This window comes from Streptomyces sp. BBFR51, assembly GCF_044591655.1.
Taxonomy (GTDB): domain Bacteria; phylum Actinomycetota; class Actinomycetes; order Streptomycetales; family Streptomycetaceae; genus Streptomyces.
The window spans coordinates 6,938,374-6,955,155 of the sequence record NZ_CP172448.1; the positions used below are offsets into that span (position 1 = coordinate 6,938,374).

At 71.9% G+C, this 16,782-nt stretch carries 14 protein-coding genes; 10 read left to right on the top strand and 4 right to left on the bottom strand.

Annotated elements, in window-relative coordinates:
- Positions 1 to 213 precede the first annotated feature (213 nt).
- Positions 214 to 1,050, bottom strand: coding sequence for a lysostaphin resistance A-like protein (locus ACGH7X_RS31685; protein ID WP_399891579.1), 837 nt, complete (start codon positions 1,048 to 1,050; stop codon positions 214 to 216).
- Positions 1,051 to 1,620: 570 nt separating this feature from the next.
- Between ACGH7X_RS31685 and pcaC the strand changes: the two genes are divergently transcribed.
- The 4 genes from pcaC to ACGH7X_RS31705 all read left to right on the top strand — a co-directional run bounded on the left by pcaC (position 1,621) and on the right by ACGH7X_RS31705 (position 4,996).
- Positions 1,621 to 2,997 (top strand): 4-carboxymuconolactone decarboxylase, encoded by a 1,377-nt coding sequence (pcaC, locus tag ACGH7X_RS31690; protein WP_399891582.1) that lies wholly within the window; start codon positions 1,621 to 1,623, stop codon positions 2,995 to 2,997.
- A gap of 44 nt (positions 2,998 to 3,041) precedes the next feature.
- A complete protein-coding gene (locus ACGH7X_RS31695) occupies positions 3,042 to 3,677 on the top strand; it encodes an MBL fold metallo-hydrolase (RefSeq protein ID WP_399891585.1) in 636 nt (211 codons plus the stop codon).
- 72 nt (positions 3,678 to 3,749) lie between these two features.
- Complete coding sequence (locus tag ACGH7X_RS31700) at positions 3,750 to 4,529, top strand: exodeoxyribonuclease III (RefSeq protein ID WP_399891587.1); 780 nt, start codon at positions 3,750 to 3,752, stop codon at positions 4,527 to 4,529.
- Between the two features lie 59 nt (positions 4,530 to 4,588).
- Positions 4,589 to 4,996 carry a DUF6278 family protein gene (locus tag ACGH7X_RS31705; protein WP_399891590.1) on the top strand — a complete coding sequence of 136 codons (408 nt, stop codon included), beginning with the start codon at positions 4,589 to 4,591 and terminating at the stop codon, positions 4,994 to 4,996.
- Positions 4,997 to 5,212: 216 nt separating this feature from the next.
- Here ACGH7X_RS31705 and ACGH7X_RS31710 read toward each other — a convergent pair whose 3' ends face one another.
- Positions 5,213 to 5,977, bottom strand: coding sequence for a hypothetical protein (locus ACGH7X_RS31710; protein ID WP_399891593.1), 765 nt, complete (start codon positions 5,975 to 5,977; stop codon positions 5,213 to 5,215).
- A 141-nt stretch (positions 5,978 to 6,118) separates the two neighbouring features.
- Here ACGH7X_RS31710 and ggt point away from each other — a divergent pair, with 141 nt between their 5' ends.
- Positions 6,119 to 7,921 carry a gamma-glutamyltransferase gene (gene ggt / locus ACGH7X_RS31715; RefSeq protein WP_399891596.1) on the top strand — a complete coding sequence of 601 codons (1,803 nt, stop codon included), beginning with the start codon at positions 6,119 to 6,121 and terminating at the stop codon, positions 7,919 to 7,921.
- Between the two features lie 22 nt (positions 7,922 to 7,943).
- Here the strand turns inward: ggt and ACGH7X_RS31720 are convergent, their stop codons facing one another.
- A complete protein-coding gene (locus tag ACGH7X_RS31720; RefSeq protein WP_399891599.1) occupies positions 7,944 to 10,472 on the bottom strand; it encodes an ATP-dependent Clp protease ATP-binding subunit in 2,529 nt (842 codons plus the stop codon).
- Between the two features lie 164 nt (positions 10,473 to 10,636).
- Positions 10,637 to 11,413, bottom strand: a complete 777-nt coding sequence (gene map, locus ACGH7X_RS31725) for a type I methionyl aminopeptidase (RefSeq protein ID WP_399891602.1) — start codon at positions 11,411 to 11,413, stop codon at positions 10,637 to 10,639.
- 127 nt (positions 11,414 to 11,540) lie between these two features.
- Here map and ACGH7X_RS31730 point away from each other — a divergent pair, with 127 nt between their 5' ends.
- The 5 genes from ACGH7X_RS31730 to ACGH7X_RS31750 all read left to right on the top strand — a co-directional run bounded on the left by ACGH7X_RS31730 (position 11,541) and on the right by ACGH7X_RS31750 (position 16,765).
- Positions 11,541 to 11,792, top strand: coding sequence for a helix-turn-helix domain-containing protein (locus ACGH7X_RS31730; protein ID WP_399891605.1), 252 nt, complete (start codon positions 11,541 to 11,543; stop codon positions 11,790 to 11,792).
- Positions 11,793 to 11,948: 156 nt separating this feature from the next.
- A complete protein-coding gene (locus ACGH7X_RS31735; protein ID WP_399891608.1) occupies positions 11,949 to 12,791 on the top strand; it encodes a nitrilase-related carbon-nitrogen hydrolase in 843 nt (280 codons plus the stop codon).
- Entirely contained in the window at positions 12,788 to 14,071 is a 1,284-nt protein-coding gene (locus ACGH7X_RS31740) for an aspartate aminotransferase family protein (protein WP_399891611.1), read from the top strand. The genes ACGH7X_RS31735 and ACGH7X_RS31740 overlap by 4 nt, the downstream gene beginning before the upstream one ends.
- Positions 14,072 to 14,161: 90 nt before the next feature.
- Positions 14,162 to 15,787 (top strand): PucR family transcriptional regulator, encoded by a 1,626-nt coding sequence (locus tag ACGH7X_RS31745; protein WP_399891614.1) that lies wholly within the window; start codon positions 14,162 to 14,164, stop codon positions 15,785 to 15,787.
- A 135-nt stretch (positions 15,788 to 15,922) separates the two neighbouring features.
- On the top strand, positions 15,923 to 16,765 hold the full coding sequence (locus tag ACGH7X_RS31750; RefSeq protein WP_399891617.1) for a nitrilase-related carbon-nitrogen hydrolase: 843 nt from the start codon (positions 15,923 to 15,925) through the stop codon (positions 16,763 to 16,765).
- Positions 16,766 to 16,782: the final 17 nt, after the last annotated feature.

Consider the following 16,782-nt stretch of genomic DNA (forward strand, 5'->3'; position numbering starts at 1 on the left):
ATCGTTTCCGTGTCTCCGTAGGCGACGATCGCGTCCACCAGCCTGCGACTCGGTCCGCCGACGATGTCCTCGTCTCCGAAGCCGAGCCGCAGACTGGCGAGTGTTTCTCGATTGACGGCCAGGTTTGAACGCAGAGGCCGATGTGTTGTGGGGGGCGGGCGGGAACATGGGTGGGTGCTGTTCCGGGTCCGGCCCAGACTTTCCGCAGATCGGTTACTGGGGGAGTGCAGCGGCGGCCTCGCCCCGGCCGACGCGCCGACGACGGGGCACCACATGTCCGCGCCGGTGGGCCAGCCACATGAACACGATCGTCAACAGCACGCCCCACACCACCGAGTACACGCTGCCCTCCGGGCCGAAGTCGCCCCCGGTGATCAGCTGCGGGCCGGAGATCTCAAAGTCCAGCAGCCCCTGCCGGGTGTCGGTGCCCGATATCCCGGTGCTGAAGATGCCGGACTCGGCGAAGTTCCAGCCGAAGTGCAGCCCGATCGGCAGCCACAGCTTGCGCGTTGCCACGTACGCGGCGGCGAGCATGCCGCCGGCCTCGATGGCGATGGCGATGGCACCCCACAGCGTGGCGTCCGGGTTGACCAGGTGCAACAGACCGAACAGCAGACCGGTCAGCGCCAGCGCGATCCAGCTGCCGGCGCGTTCTTCGATGATCCGGAACAGGATCCCGCGGAACAACAGTTCCTCCGACACGGCCGCAGCGGTCATCACGCCGAACAGTGTCACCGCGCCCGTCACCGAACCCAGGCCGTCGAGCTTGTACTCCGCGGCGGAGGCAATGTTCACGATCACGGCCCCGAACATTGCGAGGCCGATCAGTACCCCCCGCGCCCCCTCTCCCACGGCACCCTTCCGGGCCAACTCCGTGACCGGCCGCCGTTCGGTTCGCCCCACCACCCACCTGTAAACCAGCACGCCGAGCACGGCTGTCAGGGCGCCGAGGCCAAGGCTGAGCCACGGATTCCCCTGCGCCGCGGCAACAGCCTGGTTGCCGATCAGGGCGATGCCCAAGACGGCCACAAGCTGCCAGACGATTCTCATAGGACTCCTTCACCGGATCCGCCGCAGGAGCGCCACGGCTGTGCCCACGTTAGAGATCCAGCCCGCACGTATCGTCACCCCAAGGAGGACAGCCGCACGTAGCTCGCACGGGGGACACGGCCCTTTCAGGCAGGCCCTGGACGGCATGCCGGCAGTCGCATGGCGGGTGGGGTGGTCGGCGATCTCCCACTCTCCTTTGGACGGGCCGGGGAGGCGAAAAGCATGTTCAGCTGGGCGAAGGCACGTTGCCTACGGCGGCGTGGTCCGAATGGTCGACCGAACGGCGGTGGGGCAGGGGTACGAAGACAGCGGCTACGTTCTCGTGGATGCTCGGGGCGGAGCGCTCAACGGGCGGCAGCTGCGTGAGCGGGCTACCCGTGCGAGCTGCCTGACGTACCTGGCGAACCACGGGGTCCCGGACCGCCTCCTCGCCCGGTGGGCCGGCCACGCCGACGTCCGGACCACGAAGCGCTGGTACGTGAAGCCGGATGTGGAGGACCTGCGGCCGGCGGCGGACACGTGGGGAGGTCTGGCGAGTGGCTCCGCCCCCGTTCACGAAGAGAATGTGAGATGTGGGAGCGTGAACGGGTGAGTGAGAAGAACGTCGACAGCATGCAATACCGCTTTGACGGGCCGGAACAGGCCCCAGTCCTGGTCATGGGGCCGTCCCTCGGTGCTACATGGCACATGTGGGACCGGCAGGTTCCCGAGCTGGCGCAGCAGTGGCGGGTCTTCCGTTTCGACCTGCCCGGACACGGTGGCGCCCCCGCCCACCCGGCCGGTTCCGTCGCCGAGCTCACCACGCGGCTGCTGGCCACCCTCGACGGGCTCGGCGTGCAGCGCTTCGGCTACGCGGGCTGCGCGTTCGGCGGCGCCGTCGGGATCGAACTGGCCCTGCGCCATCCGGAACGCCTCGCCTCCCTCGCGCTGATCGCCACCTCGCCCCGCTTCGGCACGGCCGACGAGTTCCGCCAGCGCGGTGTGATCGTCCGCACCAACGGGCTCGACCCCATCGCCCGCAGCTCGCCGGAGCGCTGGTTCACCGGCGGGTACGCCGCCGCCCAGCCCGCGATCACCGAGTGGGCCGTGCAGATGGTGCGGACCACCGACCCCGGCTGCTACATCTCCGCCTGCGAGGCCCTCGCCGCCTTCGACGTCCGCGGCGAACTCGGCCGGGTCGGCGTCCCGACCCTGGTCCTCGTCGGCTCCGACGACCAGGTCACCGGCCCCGCCGAGGCCCGCACCCTGGTCGCCGGGATCCCCGACGCCCGCCTCGCGGTCGTCCCCGCCGCCTCGCACCTGGTCCCGGTCGAGCAGCCGGCGGCCGTCACCGACCTGCTGGTGCGGCACTTCACCGCCGCCTGGCAGGTCGCCCACGACGCCACCGCCACCGGCCAGATCGCCGTCCCGGCCCACCTCACCGCACACCCGGCCCCCGTCGCCGTCGCCGGGCCGCCCTCCACCGCCGCCGTCCAGCCGGCGCCGGCCCCGGCCCCGCCACCGCCGCACGCAGCGCCCATCGCCGAGATCGCCCCGGCCGTCGTGCCACCGCAGGCGCAGGTGCGGCCCGACCCGTACGACGCGGGGCTCAAGGTGCGCCGCGAAGTGCTCGGCGACGCGCACGTCGACCAGTCGCTCGCGCAGGCGGACGAGTTCTCCGGGGACTTCCAGGAGTTCCTCACCCGGTACGCGTGGGGCGAGATCTGGGACCGCCCGGGCCTCGACCGCCGCGCCCGCAGCTGTGTCACCCTCACCGCCCTCGTCGCCGGCGGGCACCAGGACGAACTCGCGCCCCATCTGCGGGCCGCCCTGCGCAACGGCCTCACCCCGGGCGAGATCAAGGAAGTACTGCTCCAGGCGGCCGTCTACTGCGGCGTGCCCGCCGCGAACCGGGCCTTCCGGGTGGCGCAGCAGGTCATCCGCGAGGAGACGACACCACCGGAGTGAGCCCCGCGGCCCCTGTGCGCGGCCGCGGCGGCAGGATGGGGGGCATGAAGCTCACCAAGAAGTCGCACTCCTGCGTCCGCCTCGAAAAGGACGGACGCACGCTCGTCCTCGACCCGGGCGGATTCAGTGAGGAGGACGCCGCCCTCGGCGCGGACGCCGTCCTCGTCACCCACGAGCACCCCGACCACTTCGACGAGCCGCGGCTGCGCGCCGCGATGGAGGACAACCCGGCCGCCGAGATCTGGACGCCGCGGTCGGTCGCGGAGAAGATCTCGGCGGCGTTCCCCGGCCGCGTGCACACCGTCGGCCACGGCGACACCTTCACCGCCGCCGGTTTCGACGTACAGGTCCACGGGGAGTTGCACGCGGTGATCCACCCGGACATCCCGCGCGTCACCAACGTCGGCTTCCTCGTGGACTGCGGCAAGGTCTTCCACCCCGGCGACGCCCTCACCGTCCCCGACCACCCGGTCGAGACGCTGATGCTCCCGGTCATGGCCCCCTGGAACAAGATCGCCGAGGTCATCGACTACGTCCGCGAGGTCGGGCCGCAGCGCGCCTACGACATCCACGACGCGCTCCTGACCGACCTCGCCCGCCCGATCTACGACCGTCAGATCGGCGAGCTGGGCGGCTCCGAGCACCTGCGGCTGAGCTCGGGCGACTCCGCCCGCGTGTGAGACCGGAGCGCCGCCGAGGGCCCGCCCCCGGGCGGAACCGTGTTGTCAGTGCCGCCCGGTAGGTTGTGAGACATGCGCATCGCGACCTGGAACGTGAACTCGATCACCGCCCGCCTGCCGAGGCTCCTCGCCTGGCTGGAGAGCAGCGGCACCGACGTGCTGTGCCTCCAGGAGGCCAAGGTCGCCGAGGCGCAGTTCCCCTTCGACCAGCTGCGCGAGGCGGGTTACGAGGCGGCGGTCCACGCCACCGGCCGGTGGAACGGGGTGGCGGTGCTCTCCCGCGTAGGCCTCGAGGACGTCGTCAAGGGCCTGCCCGGCGACCCGGGCTACGAGGGCGTCCAGGAGCCCCGCGCGATCTCCGCCACCTGCGGCCCGGCCCGCGTCTGGTCGGTGTACGTGCCCAACGGCCGCGAGGTGGAGCACCCGCACTACGCCTACAAGCTCCAGTGGTTCGAGGCGCTGCGCGCCGCCGTCGAGTCCGACGCCTCCGGCAGCCGCCCGTTCGCCGTGATGGGCGACTACAACGTGGCGCCGACGGACGACGACGTCTACGACCGCGCCGCCTTCGAGGGCGCCACCCACGTCACCCCCGCCGAGCGCGCCGCCCTCGCCTCCCTGCGCGGGGCCGGCCTGTCCGACGTGGTCCCGCGCCCGCTGAAGTACGACCACCCCTTCACGTACTGGGACTACCGCCAGCTCCGCTTCCCCAAGAACCGCGGCATGCGCATCGACCTGGTGTACGGGAACGAGCCCTTCGCCAAGGCGGTCACCGACTCCTACGTCGACCGCGAGGAGCGCAAGGGCAAGGGCGCCTCCGACCACGCGCCGGTCGTGGTGGACCTGGAGCTGTAGCCGCGCACCGCCCGCGTGCCCTGTGGTGCACCTGGCGGTACGAATGACAGTGTGGAGGTATGAACTTCCCCTTTCTGGGCAAGCGGCGCGAAGATCCCCGGGCTCACGACGCGGAGGGCATCGGTGAGCTGCTGGCCGACTGCGATCTGCTGCGCTCGCGCGCGCTGCGGGAGGGGGTCAGGCTCGACGACTCCGAGGTCTCGCTGGAGCAGTTGGACCAGGTCCTGCCGCGCTGGCGGAGCGACGAGGAGATCCTGACCTGGCTGGGCAACGACGCCGGTCTGTACCTCGGCACCGTGATCGTGCGCACTGTGCCCGGCGCCGTGTGGACCATCCGGTCCGACGGCCAGCCCGTCGTACGGCTCGCCTCCGGCCGGGAGTTCGACGTGGTGGCGTCCGGTCACGAGTGGGCGGCGGACGGAGTGCCCGAACTATCGCAGCTGTACGGCGAAGTCGCCGAAGCGTGAAACCTTGGCCCCGCATTCGCCGTAAATAGGGGTAATGCCCGAAAGATGCGTGTCGGCGGCATACCTGATGTTTGTCCCGATACGTTGCACTTGTCGGAGTGTGCACGAACACACGGGGGCATACGCAGGGTGCAGCCGGAGATCACTGCTCGCGCAGCGGAGCGGACACCACCACGAGGTGCCCGCGGGCGAGGAGAAGGTCAGCTGCACACCGGGCTAGGCCCGATGGGAGTTGCGGGAGGTCGTTGCCGGGTCCGGTTTGGGCAGGGGAGTGGTTGCCGTCCGGGTCACGTCTCCGACGAGTTCGACGACATCCGGCCCGTATGCCTGCGAGTTGACCACCTTCAGCAACAGCACGAAGGAGTTGTTGCCGTGCTTGCGGGCCAGTTTCTCGTGGTGCCGGGCGAGGTAGCGGGTGGCGGCCTGGTTGGTGATCGCGCGCTGACCGCAGAACAGGAACGCGGGCCGGGCCTCGCGCCGGTCCCCGGCGGTCAGGCGGGCCAGCAGCACGTACTCCGTGACGCCCGCGTCCATGCGGTAGCGCTCACCGCCGATCTGGAAGGCGCCCCGGTCCGGACCGGGTTCCGGATCGATGTTGATCCGCACCCCGGGCAGCATGGCGGCCATGTGGGCGACCATGCGCCGGTTCGAACCGGGGCCGCCCACGCAGAACTCCGTCCGCTCGCCGAAGCCCTGGCTGACCATGTCCTGGGTCACCACCTGGACATGCGCCCCGCACTCCTTGACCAGCGCCGAGAGTTCCAGCAGCGCGAAGACGTCGAAGCGGTGGACCGCCGGTTCGGAGGCGGCGGGGTCCCGGTTGACGACGAGCAGCGATTCGGAACTGTCGGGCAGCCCGAAGAACGCCTGCTTGCGCCGGAGTTTCCGCTTCGACAGGTAGGTACGGGCGAGCCAGCCCAGCGTGGCGCTGATGCCCGCCGCGACCACACCCAGGACGATGTTGCGTACGTCGTCAGTCATGGGCGCGCATGCTAGCGGGCGTCCGCGTACCTGTGTTCGACGGGCCGCGGTGTACGGGCGCTCCACGCGCTTCCCATGTGCTCCTGACGCGGCCATGACGATCAACTAAGCTGCCCGAACGGCCCTTCCCTGGAGGTGCGGATGCGTCGCCCTGTCGCACGGAATCTGACGGTCCTCGCGGTCTCGGCCGCCGTGGTGTCGGTGGGGGCGGCCGCGCCGCCCACGCCCCAGAGCCGGCCCGTCGCCCCGAAGACCCCGGTCGCCGTCGGCTACGGCGGCGCGGTCGCCAGCGTCGACAAGGACGCCTCGGCCGCCGGTATCGAGGTGCTGCGCAAGGGCGGCAACGCCGTCGACGCCGCCGTGGCGACCGCGGCCGCGCTCGGCGTCACCGAGCCCTACTCCGCCGGAGTCGGAGGCGGCGGCTACTTCGTCTACTACGACGCGGGGTCCCGCACCGTGCGCACCATCGACGGCCGCGAGACCGCGCCGCTGAGCGCGGACGAGGACCTCTTCACGGAGAACGGCGAGCCCCTCGCCTTCCCCGACGCCGTCAGCAGCGGACTCGCCGTCGGCACGCCGGGCACCCCGGCCACCTGGCAGACCGCCCTCGACCAGTGGGGCAGCCGCAGGCTCTCCTCGGTGCTCGAGCCCGCCGAGCGCCTCGCCCGGCACGGCTTCACCGTCGACGACACCTTCCGCTCCCAGACCGCCTCCAACGAGCAGCGGTTCCGCTACTTCCCGGACACCGCCGAGCTGTTCCTGCCGGGCGGTGAACTCCCGGTCGTCGGTTCCACGTTCAAGAACCCCGACCTGGCGCGCACCTACAAGGAGCTGGGCCGCAAGGGCGTCGGCGCGATCTACCACGGCGAACTCGGCGAGGACATCGTCGCCACCGTCAACAAGCCGCCGGTCGACCCCGACTCCGGCTGGAACGCCCGCCCCGGCGACCTCTCCGCCAAGGACCTCGCGGCCTACCGCGCCAAGCTCCAGGCGCCCACGAAGACCTCGTACCGCGGCCTGAACGTCTACTCCATCGCGCCCTCCTCCTCCGGCGGCACCACGGTCGGCGAGGCCCTCAACATCCTGGAGCGCACCGACCTCTCGAAGGCGGACAAGGCCGGCTACCTGCACCGCTACATCGAGGCCAGCCGCATCGCGTTCGCCGACCGCGGGCGCTGGGTCGGCGACCCGGCCTTCGAGGACGTACCGACGAAGCAGCTGCTGTCGCAGCGGTACGCCGACTCGCGCGAGTGCCTGATCAAGGACGACGCGGTGCTCACCAGCCCCCTCGCGCCCGGCGACCCCAGGCACCCGGCCTCCTGCGCGGGCGGCGGCACGGCGGCGCCGACGACGTACGAGGGCGAGAACACCACGCACCTGACGGTGGCCGACAAGTGGGGCAACGTGGTCTCCTACACGCTCACCATCGAGCAGACGGGCGGCAGCGGCATCACCGTTCCCGGCCGCGGCTTCCTGCTCAACAACGAGCTGACGGACTTCTCCTTCGCCCCGGCCAACCCGGCCGTCCACGACCCGAACCTGCCGGGACCCGGCAAGCGCCCCCGGTCCTCGATCGCGCCGACGATCGTCCTGGACCGGCACCACAAGCCGGTCGTGGCCCTCGGTTCGCCCGGCGGCGCCACCATCATCACCACCGTGCTCCAGACGCTCACCGGGTTCGTCGACCGCGGACTCCCGCTGGTGGACGCGATCGCGGCGCCGCGCGCCAGCCAGCGCAACGCCGCCCAGACCGAGCTGGAACCCGGTCTCTACGACAGCGGGTTGCGGGCCGAGCTGGAGGCCCTCGGGCACTCCTTCAAGCTCAACCCCGAGATCGGCGCCGCGACCGGCGTGCAGCGGCTGCCGGGCGGCAAGTGGCTGGCCGCCGCCGAGAAGGAACGGCGCGGCGGCGGCTCGGCGATGGTGGTCAAACCGGTGCGCTAGCCGGTAACGAGCCGGCCGGGACTCACAGTTCGGCGACGGGCTGCTGCGGTGTACGGAACCTCAGCCGCCCATCCTCGACGTCGACCGTGACCCGGCCGCCCTCCGCGATACGGCCGTCGAGGAGCAGCCGGGACAGCTCGTTGTCGACCTCGCGCTGGATGGTGCGGCGCAGCGGACGGGCGCCGTACTCGGGCTGGTAGCCGCGCTCGGCGATCCAGTCCACGGCCGCGTCGGTGAAGTCGACGGTGATGCCCTGCGCGTGCACCATGCGCCGGGTCTGCTCCAGGAGCAGGCTGGTGATCTGCCGCAGCTGCTCGCCGCTGAGCTGGCGGAAGACCACGATCTCGTCGACGCGGTTGAGGAACTCGGGCCGGAAGTGCTCACGCAGCGGGCGCAGCACCTGTTCGCGCCTGGCCTCCTCGTCGGCCTCCGAGCCGCCCGCGCCGAAGCCGATGCCGGCCCCGCGCCTGGTGATCACGTCGGAGCCCAGGTTGCTGGTCATCACGACGACCGTGTTGGTGAAGTCCACCGTCCGGCCCTGGGAGTCGGTCAGCCGTCCGTCGTCCAGGACCTGGAGCAGGATGTTGAAGACGTCCGGGTGCGCCTTCTCCACCTCGTCGAGCAGCAGCAGCGAGTACGGGTGCCGGCGGACCACCTCGGTGAGCTGACCGGCCTCCTCGTGCCCGACGTAGCCGGGCGGGGCGCCGACCAGGCGGCTGACCGTGTGGCGTTCCTGGTACTCGCTCATGTCGAGCCGCACCATCCGGTCCTCGCTGCCGAACAGCGCCTCGGCCAGCGCCCGCGCCAGCTCGGTCTTGCCGACACCGGTCGGGCCGAGGAAGAGGAAGCTGCCGATGGGCCGGTCGGGACTGGAGAGCCCGGCGCGGGAGCGCAGCACGGCGTCGGAGACGACCCGCACGGCCTCGTCCTGGCCGACCACCCGCTCGTGCAGGTGGGACTCCAGACCCAGCAGGCGCTCCTTCTCCTCCTGGGTGAGGCTGGCGACCGGGATGCCGGTCTGCCGGGACACCACCTCGGCGATGGACTCGGTGCAGACCTCCAGGTCCAGGCCCTCGTCGGCCTGGCCGTCGCCCGTGGCCTCGGTGATCCGCTGCTTCAGCTCGCCGATCCGGTCGCGCAGCCCGCTCGCCTGCTCGTACTGCTCGTCGGCGACCGCCTGGTCCTTGTCCCGGACCAGCTGGTCGACCTCGCGCTCCAGGGCCCGTACGTCCGTGCCCTTGGTGCGCGACTGGAGCCGCACGCGGGCGCCCGCCTGGTCGATCAGGTCGATGGCCTTGTCGGGCAGCCGCCGGTCGGTGAGGTAGCGGTCGGACATCTCCACGGCCGCGACCAGCGCCTCGTCGGTGTAGCGGACCTGGTGGTGGGCCTCGTAGCGGTCGCGCAGCCCGCGCAGGATCTCGATCGCGTCGGCGGTGGTGGGCTCCGGCACCAGGATGGGCTGGAAGCGGCGGGCGAGGGCCGCGTCCTTCTCGATCCTGCGGTACTCCTCCAGCGTGGTGGCGCCCACGATGTGCAGCTCGCCGCGGGCCAGGGCCGGCTTGAGGATGTTCCCGGCGTCCATCGAACCGCCCTCGCCGCCCCCACCGGCGCCGACGACGGTGTGCAGTTCGTCGATGAAGATGATCAGCTCGTCGGAGTGGGCGCGGATCTCGCCGACGATGTTGTTCATCCGCTCCTCGAAGTCACCCCGGTAGCGGGTGCCGGCGACCACTCCGGTCAGGTCGAGGGCGACCACGCGCCGCCCGACCAGTACGTCGGGCACGTCGCCGTCGGTGATGCGCTGCGCCAGGCCCTCCACGATGGCGGTCTTGCCGACGCCGGCGTCACCGATCAGTACGGGGTTGTTCTTGCCGCGGCGGGAGAGCACCTCGACGGTCTGCTCGATCTCCTCCTCCCGCCCGATCACCGGGTCGATCCGGCCCTGCTGGGCCAGCTCGGTGAGGTCGCGGCCGTACTTGTCGAGGGTCGGCGTGTTCGTGCTCCGCGCGCTCTCGGCACGGGCCTTCGCGGCGTCCGGTGCCTCCGTGGGCAGGCCCGAGGGCGCGAACCGGGCCGCGTTCAGGATGTGCCCCGCGGCCGAGTCCGGGTTGGCGGCCAGGGCGCTGAGCACGTGCTCCGGGCCGATGTACCCGGTGCCGGTCGACCGGGCCAGCTCGTGCGCGTCCAGCAGGGCGCGCTTGACGGCCGGGGTGAGCGAGAGCGACGTGGGCGGCGGGGCCTCGCCCGGCGCGTGCTGCACCGGGCCGGTCCGCTCGTCGATCTGCGAGGCCAGCGAGTCGGGATCGGCGCCGGCCCGGCTGAGCAGCCCCCGGGTGGGCTCGGTGGAGAGCGCGGCCCGCAGCAGGTGCTCGGTGTCCAGGTCCCGGCTGCCGTGTTCGGCGGCGTACTGGGCGGCGCCGCGCACCAGCTCCCGGGCGGGCTGGCTGAGCAGCCGGCCGATGTCGATCTGCCGGGGCCTCGGCCCGCCGAAGAAGCGTGCCAGGAATTCCGCGAACGGGTCGCCCTCCGGGCCCATGAAGCCGCTGGTCATCGTTACCGGTCCTCCGCTGCTTCGCTGATCGGCGTGCCGGGGCCGGGTAACCCGGTCGGCCTGCGGTCATGCCCAACATGACACGTTCTGTTCCGGCGGGCATGCCGGGAAGCAGCCGGTGAGCAGGAAGGGCGGAGCGCCCGGGGGCGGGGCCGCGCGGCCGCTCAGAGGCCGTTCCGCGACGTCAGGACACGCGGACCGCTCTGCGTGATCGCCACGGTGTGCTCCACGTGCGCCGCCCGGGAACCGTCGTTCGTGCGCAGGGTCCAGCCGTCGGGAGCCGCGTGGTAGTCGTCCCGGCCGCTGTCGATCAGCATGGGCTCGATGGCGATGACCATGCCGTGCCGCAGGGGGAGACCCCGTCCGGGCCGGCCCTCGTTGGGCACGCCCGGGTCCTCGTGCATGCGCCGTCCGATGCCGTGGCCGCCGAAGTCCTCCATGATGCCGTAGCCGCCCGCCCGGCACACCGTGCCGATCGCGTGGGCGATGTCGCCGATGCGATTGCCGACGACGGCGGCCCCGATGCCCGCCTCCAGGGCCCGCTCCGCGGTCTCGATCAGCGTCACGTCCGCCGCGCGCGGGGTGCCCACGACGAAGCTGAGCGCCGAGTCGCCGGCCCAGCCGTCCAGCGTCGCGCCGCAGTCGATGGAGACGAGGTCCCCGTCGCGCAGCCGGTAGCCGTCCGGGATGCCGTGCACGATCGCGTCGTTCACCGAGGCGCAGATGACGCCCGGGAAGGGCGTCGGCGCGAAGGAGGGCCGGTAGCCGAGGAACGGCGAGCCCGCGCCCGCCTCCCGCAGCACCCCGTGCGCCACCGCGTCCAGCTCCAGCAGGGATACTCCGACGTCCGCGGCCTGCCGTACGGCGGTCAGGGCGCGCGCGACGACCTGGCCGGCCGCGTGCATGGCGTCGATCGATGTGTCCGTCTTCAGTTCCACCATGCCAATTACTATACCGGTATTTGAATTGGATTCGCGACGTGGGACGCATGGAGGACGCATGGAGGACGCAAGGGGTGCCTGGGGGCGCACCGGGGCCGGTACGGGAAGCCGGTATTAGAATGACGCCATGGTACGCACCCCCCTGACCCCCGAAGAGCGTGAGCGCGGCGAGCAGCTCGGCCGCCTGCTCCGCGCGGCCCGCGGCGAACGGAGCATGACGGCGGTCGCCGCCGAGGCCGGCGTCTCCGCCGAGACGCTGCGCAAGATCGAGACCGGCCGGGCGCCCACCCCGGCGTTCTTCACGGTGGCCGCGCTGGCCCGCGCGCTGGGGCTGTCCATGGACGAGCTGGTGGGCAGGTGCGCGCCCGTGCCGGCCTGAGGCGTCCGCACTCACCCACAGGAGTGCGAAACGTGATCGACACCGCGCCTTGACGACGATGGTCTTGGCAAGCCCGTCCGGCCAGGCTTACGTTCGTCCCTCTACGGCCTGCTCTACGGGCGTAGAGGCTCTGACGTCGTGTCGAAGGAGCAGCTCATGGCCAACGTCGTACGTGCCGCTCTCGTCCAGGCCACCTGGACCGGCGACACCGAGTCCATGGTGGCGAAACACGAGGAGCACGCCCGCGAGGCGGCCCGGCGGGGCGCGAGGATCATCGGGTTCCAGGAGGTCTTCAACGCCCCCTACTTCTGCCAGGTCCAGGACCCCGCGCACTACCGCTGGGCCGAACCCGTGCCCGACGGGCCGACCACCAGCCGTATGCGGGCGCTCGCCCGCGAGACCGGCATGGTGATCGTCGTCCCCGTCTTCGAGGTCGAGCAGTCCGGCTTCTACTACAACACCGCGGCCGTGATCGACGCCGACGGCACCGTCCTCGGCACCTACCGCAAGCACCACATCCCGCAGGTCAAGGGCTTCTGGGAGAAGTTCTACTTCCGCCCGGGCAACCTCGGCTGGCCGGTCTTCGACACCGCCGTCGGCAAGGTCGGCGTGTACATCTGCTACGACCGGCACTTCCCGGAGGGCTGGCGTCAACTCGGCCTCGGCGGCGCCCAGCTGGTATACAACCCGTCCGCCACCCACCGCGGCCTCTCCGCCCACCTGTGGCAGCTGGAGCAGCCCGCGGCGGCCGTCGCCAACGAGTACTTCGTCGCGGCGATCAACCGCGTCGGCGTCGAGGAGTACGGGGACAACGACTTCTACGGCACCTCCTACTTCGTGGACCCGCGCGGGCAGTTCGTCGGCGACCTCGCCAGCGACACCAAGGAGGAACTCGTCGTCCGCGACCTGGACTTCGACCTCGTCGACGAGGTCCGGCAGCAGTGGGCCTTCTACCGGGACCGCCGCCCCGACGCCTACGAGGGGCTGGTGCGGCCGTGACCCGTGACCTCTTCGGCCGCCACCGCGCCGTCCTGCCCGACTGGCTCGCCCTGTACTACGAGGACCCGCTGGAGATCACCCACGGCGAGGGCCGCCACGTCTGGGACGCGGCCGGCAACAAGTACCTCGACTTCTTCGGCGGCATCCTCACCACGATGACCGCGCACGCCCTGCCCGAGGTGACCAAGGCGGTGAGCGAGCAGGCCGGGCGGATCATCCACTCCTCGACCCTCTACCTCAACCGCCCGATGGTCGAACTCGCCGAACGCGTCGCCCAACTGTCCGGCATCCCCGACGCGCGCGTCTTCTTCACCACCTCCGGCACCGAGGCCAACGACACCGCCCTGCTGCTCGCCACCGCCCACCGCCGCAGCAACTCGATCCTGGCGATGCGCAACAGCTACCACGGCCGCTCCTTCAGCGCCGTCGGCATCACCGGCAACCGCGGCTGGTCCCCGACCTCCCTCTCCCCGCTCCAGACGCTCTACGTCCACGGCGGCGTGCGCACCCGGGGCCCGTACGCGCACCTGGACGACCGGGAGTTCATCGACGCCTGCGTCGACGACCTCGTGGACCTGCTCGGCCACACCCGCGCGCCCGCCGCGCTGATCGCCGAACCCGTCCAGGGCGTCGGCGGCTTCACCTCCCCGCCCGACGGGCTGTACGCGGCCTTCCGCGAGGTGCTGCGCGAGCGGGGCATCCTGTGGATCGCCGACGAGGTGCAGACCGGCTGGGGCCGCACCGGTGAGCACTTCTGGGGCTGGCAGGCCCACGGGAGAAGCGGACCGCCGGACATCGTGACCTTCGCCAAGGGGATCGGCAACGGCATGTCGATCGGCGGCGTCATCGCCCGCGCCGAGATCATGAACTGCCTGGACGCCAACAGCATCTCCACCTTCGGCGGCACCCAGGTCACCATGGCGGCCGGCCTCGCCAACCTCACGTACCTGCTGGAGCACGACCTCCAGGGCAACGCCCGGCGCGTCGGCGGACTGCTCATCGAACGGCTGCGGGCGGTCGCCGCCCAGGTGCCGCACGTAACGGAGGTGCGCGGGCGCGGCCTGATGATCGGCGTCGAGCTGGCCCGGCCCGGCACCGACGAGGCCGCACCCGAGGCGGCGTCCACCGTGCTGGAGGAGGCCCGCGCGGGCGGGCTGCTCATCGGCAAGGGCGGCGGCCACAGCACCAGCGTCCTGCGCATCGCCCCGCCGATGTCGCTCACCGTCGCGGAGGCCGAGGAGGGCGCCGCGATCCTCGAACGGGCTCTGCGGAGCATCTGAGAACGCGTTCCGCGGAGCGACCGAGAACGCGCCCCGCGGAGCAACCGGCCGCAGCGTCCCGAGCGCACCCCGAGCAGAGGAACCGCCGCCATGACCTCCACCCCGCAGACCCTGGACCAGCAGCCCTGGGAACCCGCCCTGTCGGTCCGTCAGGTCCTCGGTCTCGAGCGGGTGCTGGCCGGACAGCCCGAGGTGGTGGCCGGCGCACACCGGCTCGACCGGCCCGTGCGCTGGGTGCACGTCGCCGAGGCCGCCGACGTCGGCGTGATGCTCAGCGGCGGCGAGATGGTGCTCACCACCGGCGTGCTGCTCGCCGGTGACGAGGACAAACAGGGCGAGTACATCCGCTCCCTGGACCGCGCGGAGGCGGCGGCCGTCGTGCTCGGCCTCGGCCGCGCCTTCCCCGCCCCGCCCGACGTGATGCGCCGGGCGGCGGAGCGGTGCGGACTGCCCATGGTCGTCCTGCACCGGCCCTTCCCCTTCGCCGAGCTGACCGAGGAGGTCCAGTCCAGGCTGCTGCGGCGCAAGTTCGCCGCCGTCAGCCTCTCCGAGGCCGTACGCACCGAACTGACCGGACTGATCACCGCGGGCGCCCCGGTGCAGCGCCTGCTCGACGAGGTGGCCCGGCACGGCGGCTGCCCGGTCGTCGTCACCAACCTCGCCCACCGCGTCCTCGCCACGGCGGGGGAGCGGCCCGCCGTCGACGACGTGCTCCGCGACTGGGAGCGCATCGCCCGCCAGGCCGGGGCCTCCGCCGCCGACGGCTGGACCCGCGCCGAACTGAGCTGCCGCGGAGAGCGCTGGGGGCGGCTCGTGCTGTGCGGCTACCGCGGCGACCGGGCCGCCGGACGGCTGCTCGCCGACCGGGCCGCGGAGGCCCTCGTCCTGCACCGCATGCTCGCCGGCGACGGCACCAACGCCCAGGGCACCGGCGGCTCGGGGGGCTCGGGCGGCTCCTGGGACTCCTGGGAGGAGCAGTCCGCGCGGGGTCTGCTCACCGACCTGGTCAGCGGGGCGGTACCGGCGCGGCAGCTGCTGCCCCGGGCGCGCGCCGCCGGGCTGCCGGTCAACCGGCGTGTTTTCGTCCCCCTCGTCGTCCGCGAGCGGCAGCCCGCCCGGCCGGCCCGGGTGCTGAGGCTGCTGGGACTGCCGGGGATCGCCGCGCGGCTCGCCGACGACCGGGTGGCCGTCCTGCTCAGCCTCGCCCCCGACCAGGACGCCCGAGCGCTGACCGCCCACTTCGCGACCCGGCTGCGTTCGGAACCGGACTCCTGCCACGCCGTGGTCGCGGCCGCCGACGCGCGCGCCGACTGGGCCGACGTACCCGCGGGACTGCGCGAGGCCCAGCACGTCGCCGACGCCGTCGCCGACTCCGCGGCACCCCTGGACCTGCCGCCCGTCGTGCGCCTGCGCGACATCCACCTGCGCGGTCTGGTCCGGCTGCTGCGCGACGACCCGCACGTGCAGTCCTTCGCCGAACGCGAGCTGGACGGACTGCTGCGCGGCCCCGACGAGGACCTGCTGTCCGTGCTGCGCACCTACCTCGCCACCGGCCGCAACAAGTCCCGCACCGCCCAGCTCCACCACGTCTCCAGGCCCGCCCTCTACCGCCGCCTGGAAGCCATACAGGGCCGCCTCGACGTCGACCTCGACGACTTCGAACAGGCCGCCTCCGTCCACATCGCGCTCCTCGCCCACGACGCACAACAGGGGTGACACCGTGCAATGCCCGACCCCCGCAGACGTGACACCGTGCCACTCATTTCGGCCACCCGGCGTCCCTAGTCTCGCCGTACACCGAGCGCCACAGCGAGCGCCACATCGAGTGATTCGAGCGAGTGGAGGCCGAAGTTGAGCCGAGTGATCCGTGCCGCGCTCTTCCAGACCGCCTGGACGGGCGACAAGGAATCGATGATCAAGGTCCACGAGCAGGCGGTGCGCGACGCCGCCGCCCAGGGCGCACAGGTCATGTGCTTCCAGGAGCTGTTCTACGGACCGTACTTCTGCCAGGTCCAGGACCCCGAGTTCTACGCCTACGCCGAGCGCGTCCCCGACGGGCCCGTAGTCGAGCGCTTCCAGCGCCTCGCCCGCGAGCACGGCATCGTCCTGGTGCTCCCCATGTACGAGGAGGAGCAGCCCGGCGTCCTCTACAACACCGCCGCCGTCATCGACGCCGACGGCTCCTACCTCGGCAAGTACCGCAAGACGCACATCCCGCAGGTGCGGGGCTTCTGGGAGAAGTTCTACTTCCGCCCCGGCAACTCCGGCTGGCCGGTCTTCGACACCGCCGTCGGCAAGGTCGGCGTCTACATCTGCTACGACCGGCACTTCCCGGAGGGCTGGCGGGCGCTGGGCCTCGAAGGCGCCGAGGTCGTCTTCAACCCGTCGGCCACCTCGCGCGGCCTGTCCGGCTACCTGTGGCAGCTGGAGCAGCCGGCGGCGGCCGTCGCCAACGAGTACTTCGTCGGCGCCATCAACCGCGTCGGCGTGGAGGAACTGGGCGACAACGACTTCTATGGCACCTCGTACTTCGTCGACCCCGAGGCGCGGTTCGTCGGCGAGGTCGCGAGCGACAAGGAGCCCGAACTCGTCGTCCGCGACCTCGACATGGCCAAGCTGCGCGAGGTCCGCGACCGCTGGCAGTTCTACCGCGACCGCGCTCCGGGCGCGTACTTCCCGCTGACCGCGCCCTGACCGTGCCGTCGACCCGA